This window comes from Aquimonas sp., assembly GCF_044377145.1.
In the GTDB taxonomy this organism is placed as follows: Bacteria; Pseudomonadota; Gammaproteobacteria; order Xanthomonadales; family Xanthomonadaceae; genus Aquimonas.
In genome coordinates this window covers 1-4,588 of the sequence record NZ_JBILJQ010000150.1, presented here as the reverse complement: position 1 = coordinate 4,588, position 4,588 = coordinate 1, and the positions used below count along the sequence as shown (strand labels likewise).

The window sequence follows — 4,588 nt, the reverse complement described above, 5'->3', positions numbered from 1 at the left end:
CAGACTGCGCGCCCAGGTGATGCCGTAGGGCGCTCGCGCAGGCCCGATCCTTGCCCAAACCGCCGCTTGCGCGGCCGCCGCCTACCCGGCAGACTCGCCGAAAAGGGCGTTTGAATTTCCTATACCTGGCCTCCGCCGAGGCCACCGCGCCCGAAGTCGTCCTGCTGAGCGTTGCCGGCGGCCTCGTTGAAGCCGGCATCGTAGAACGCGTCGTGCAGCCAGTTGTTGGTGTAGAACAACTGGGTCAGGGCCGCCATCACCTGGTTCTGGCTGGCACCGGCAAGGGCATTGACGTCCTATCTCCTACTGCTGTTGGCGATAGGCGGTTGGTGTCAATCGTTTCGCCGCGCGAAAGGCCGAATAGAACGCCGAGCGGGAGTTGAAGCCGACATCCGCGGCGATCTGTGTGACGGTCCGGTCGGTGTCTCGCAACAGCGCGCAGGCCTCGGTGATGCGGGCTGCCGCGCAGTACTCGAAAAAGCTGGAATGCAAGCGACGACTGAACGTCTGCGACAGGTACGGCGCACGCACGCCGATGGCTTTTGCCAAATCATCCAGCGACAGCGCCGGGTCGCGATAAAGTTGCTCGACGGAAAAAGCCTGTTCGATACGCTCGGCGATCCGCGTCAGGTGGTCATCGTCCAGCTGTGAGCGCGCATAGGTGGTGGCGTCTCCGGCCTCGCGACCCACGCGCTCCGGGCTGGATTCGGCGAACTGCAGGGCCGGGCGCTGGCGCGTTGCCCACAGCCCCAGCGCCAGCACGGTCGCTAGCCCGGCGGCGCCCAAAGCGATCTCCAGTGCAGCCATCGGCGGTGCAAAGGTGTTGTAGGCGACCGTCAAGGACCAGCTGGCAGCGATGATTACGGTTATCAGTCGCAGCCAGCTGAGCTCACGCGCTTCGGTACTGCCAAAGTACTCGCGCAGTGTGGTGTTCAGCCACCGTAGACGGATCAGGACAGCCGCCATGTAAGCGCTGGCCTGCACGATCCACAGCGCGCTGGCGAGATCGAGCAGGATCTGCGCCAGCCGCGCAGAGTGGACCACCACGTGCCCGGCAAGCACTGCCGCGCGCTGCTCGGCCGGCAGCAACAGCGTCGCCTGGGATGCACCGAGCATGATCGCGCCCGGCAGCAGGTGCCACAGATCACGCCAACCCCAGACGCGCCGGTCGGCTGCGGAGATATCGTCCACATAAAACCAGAACAGTACGGGCAGCAGTGGCTGCAAGGGCGCCTGCAGAAGGGAGGCCACCACCAGACTGCCAGGATCGACCGCGGTCCACACATTGATCGCCAAGATCACGGCCATGACCAGGAAAAACACGGCCAGTGCCCGGTAGGCCGGCTCGCGTGGACGGCGCAGCTCCAGCACGCCAGCGCACATCAGGGCAGCGCCGCAACCCGCTCCATTGACTGCTGCGGTGACGACCTGAATCTCAAACATGCCTTTTTCCCGAACCCGCCCCGGCATCGGCTGTCCGCGCCGCTTGGACCGTCCTGACCGGGTGTCCTGTCCACGTGGACGGGCCGACAAGACCCTTTGTGATCTCCATGATCGGCCAATGAGCGGATGTCCGGCGTTTGCCCGCCGCTGTCCGCCAAACGGCCCCTGCTACGAGAGTGCGTCGGGGCCAACCCTCTGTCCAATCAAGGATGTTGATTTCATGCCCAGTCGTTGCGACTCATTGTACTTCCCGACTTCACCACCGGCACGATCTGGCACTGCAAGGCATGGCTTGTTCGCCGCCCTGGCCCTGACGCTGTCTTGTGCGTTCGTCCCGGTGGCCCACGCCAATGGACTCGGTCAGCTCTACGTGTTTGGTGACAGCAGCGCCGATCTCGGCACCCAGGGTCCCGACCGGCGGCCCAGCAACCGCGGTCCGATGTGGAGCGAAGCCCTGGGCTCAGCGCTGGGTCGCCCTTCGCGGCCCGCGATTGACCTGACCGGGCCGACCATCCGCTTCACCGGCGGCAGCAGTTACGCCATCAACGGGTCGACCACCGTGCGCTATTCGGATGCGCCCACCTTCGCCGATCAGCTGGACCTGTTTGAGAGCGCAGTTGGCCGCTTCGCTGCTTCCGATCTGATCTTCACGTGGTTCACCCGCAACGACATCACAAGCGCGTTTGCAGATGGACTGCCTTACGACCCTGTGGTCTACGCCGATCGTTACCTGGACGGCGTGGCGCGGCTGCGCGCACTAGGGGCGCGCAACATCGTCGCCTTCGGTGCCGAGGTCGGACTGCTGCCCGAGGCTCTGGTGATCGACGGCGGCTTGCCCGTCGAGTTGCTGGTCCAGCTGCGTGCGGCGACACAGTTGACGGAGGCTGAACTCTGGCCACGCCTCGCCAGCGCCGGCGTGTTCATCCTGGATATTGATCGGCTTGGCAATGCGATCCTCAGTGACCCGCAACGCTATGGCTTTGATTTCACGACGGACAGTTACCAGGGCCGGGGCGGCCCACCGCAACCCGAACAGTCCTATCCGAATGACGGCAATGTCTTCACCGCCGGGGGACACTACACCAGTGCGATGCAGGAAATTGTCGCCGGTTACGCTTTGGCGCAATTGCGTGCACGCGACAACTACGGCCAGACGCTGTCCAGCCTGGCTGCGAAGCATGCCCAAGTGCAATCTACGCTCCCAGAGTTGCTCGGCCTGCCGGCGTCCAATGGCTGGTCCTTTCACGCGGCCAGCACGCATGGCCGAAGCCGAACGAGCCCGGGGGGCGGTGTTGGCCAGACCCTGGAAGGCACTAGCCCCACCCTCGAACTGGGCCTCGTTCATCACGGCGACGACTGGCGGTTTGGGGCCGGGCTTTACAGCGGCAGATCTCGTCTGGAAGAAAAGCGCAGTTATCTGGCCGAGCGTGAGGATCTGGGCCTGTCCCTCGCTTCAGCATGGCGAATGAGCGAGGCGCTGGAGCTGCGCGCCGGGCTCGGTTACACAAAGGCCAGGTTTGATCAGATCCGTCGACAAGCACTGCTGGGCCCGGCCTCGGAATCGACCGTTGGCGAGACCGACGCCCGGGTGCTTTCCGCGGCGCTGGATGTTCAGCATCGCGCCGCGCTCGGCAAACTCTGGACCCTGCGCTCCACACTGGGAGTAGCCGCTTACCAGTTGACCAGCGACGCCTACTCCGAGTCGTCGGGAGTGCTGGGTCTGGGCTATGGAGACGTCGATTGGACCTGGACGCAGGCCAATCTGGCCTTTGACCTCCAGTACGGCGCGCCGGATGCCCGCTGGAAGCCCTTCGTCGGTGCCCGGCTGCACACCGACCTGACGAACAACGTAAAGACCATTGCTGCCGGCCCAAGCCCGGATTTCCTCGCCGACTATGACTTCAGTCGCGGCCATGGGCAGGGCTTGACGGTGGATGCCGGGTTTGACGTGACGCTCTCCAAGCGGGCGAACCTTCGTTTTGTCCTGTCCAGCGGCGAACTCCGTTTGGGCACGGATGCGCCCTCCGTCCGCGATAGCTCAGCAAACCTGGTGGTCAGCGTGGACCTCTAGCCAATGGGTAGGACGAGTCTCGTTCGACCGCTGGGCGATTGTCGGGCAAACACCGCGGGCACCACATCGGTGCCCGCGGTGCGGCGGTCACTCAATTAAAAAAGCCGGCACCACCGCGCCTTTGTGGTCGGCCCTGCAGAATTCCCGTCTCCTCAGCCAAGCGTCCGTCGCGTCGCGCACGCCACCCAGCGGTGGTGGCCGTGCGCCGGCACTGGCGAGGCCGTCTCTTGGTCCCACTAACCGCCTCGCCGCGCCTGTAACGCCAATCCCCCCACACCATCATGCCCACAGGCGCAAAAACTCCGCAGTGAGGCCGCGACGCAGGATCGCCCACAGCAGCCGGCGCAGGGTGAATGCCACCGCGCCCAGCACCGCGTGCAGCACATCGCCGGTGGCACCCTGCGGCCGAGGCTGTGTGAAAACGCATGGCCTGCGCGGTTGCCCGTCGATTTCAGCCGATCGACGCGCTCGTACGCGAATTCCGAGCCTTCCGGACTTTGCGAGCCTCCGAAAAATCTGCTTACATCGCGATCAGCGCCGGCGGCGAGGAGTTTTCACACAGCCTCGACCAGGAGCTGCCGCTCGCTCGTCAAAGGAACCCGGCTGGGCTCACGTGAACCTGGCCCCGTCTCCGCAGGCCCACAGCGCGGGCACCGCAGGCGGAAGCCGCGTGACGATCTGCCGGCCACGCAGCCAACGGCGAATCCGGGATCCGATCCGATGCGGGACCGACCCCGCAGGGCCGCGCTCGGCCCACTGTTGGGCATCGGTCAGCGTTGCCCACGAATGGCGCCGATGAGCGGCCCCGAGATGCCGAAATCCAACGCGTGGACGTCCGGCTCGGCGCCAGAACCGGCGCTTGCACGAGTCGCACAACCGCCGCCTGCCCGCAAGGCTGCCCGAAAACGGCGTTTGCAATTCCTAAACCCACGATCTCGAGGCGTACACTGCGGAACGCGTCAACCCCTTTGAGACAGCCTGTTCACCAGATAGCTGTCATTCGTTCTCCTGAGTGGCGGATTCGCTCATGCTTGCGATCTCGTTGCTTCCGAGTTCACTGGGCAGGGTCACGAT

The 4,588-nt window shown here is 64.9% G+C and carries 2 protein-coding genes and 1 pseudogene; 1 reads left to right on the top strand and 2 read right to left on the bottom strand.

The genetic code is table 11. The annotated features are described in order from the left end of the window. Positions 1-131: 131 nt before the first annotated feature. Positions 132-248 (bottom strand): annotated as a pseudogene (locus ACIQ7H_RS21830) (M36 family metallopeptidase); the annotation flags it as partial. A 55-nt stretch (positions 249-303) separates the two neighbouring features. Further along, entirely contained in the window at positions 304-1,443 is a 1,140-nt protein-coding gene (locus ACIQ7H_RS21825; protein ID WP_395795543.1) for a helix-turn-helix domain-containing protein, read from the bottom strand. 292 nt (positions 1,444-1,735) lie between these two features. On the opposite strand from ACIQ7H_RS21825, the gene ACIQ7H_RS21820 reads away from it, so the two are divergent. Further along, the gene (locus ACIQ7H_RS21820) at positions 1,736-3,514 is read left to right on the top strand and encodes an autotransporter domain-containing protein (protein WP_395795541.1); all 1,779 of its coding nucleotides are present in this window, start codon (positions 1,736-1,738) and stop codon (positions 3,512-3,514) included. Positions 3,515-4,588 lie beyond the last annotated feature (1,074 nt).

What these genes read in the sequence shown, in the direction of transcription:
- ACIQ7H_RS21825 (WP_395795543.1), bottom strand. Translation starts at nt 1,443, where the DNA reads ATGTTTGAGATTCAGGTCGTCACCGCAGCAGTCAATGGAGCGGGTTGC.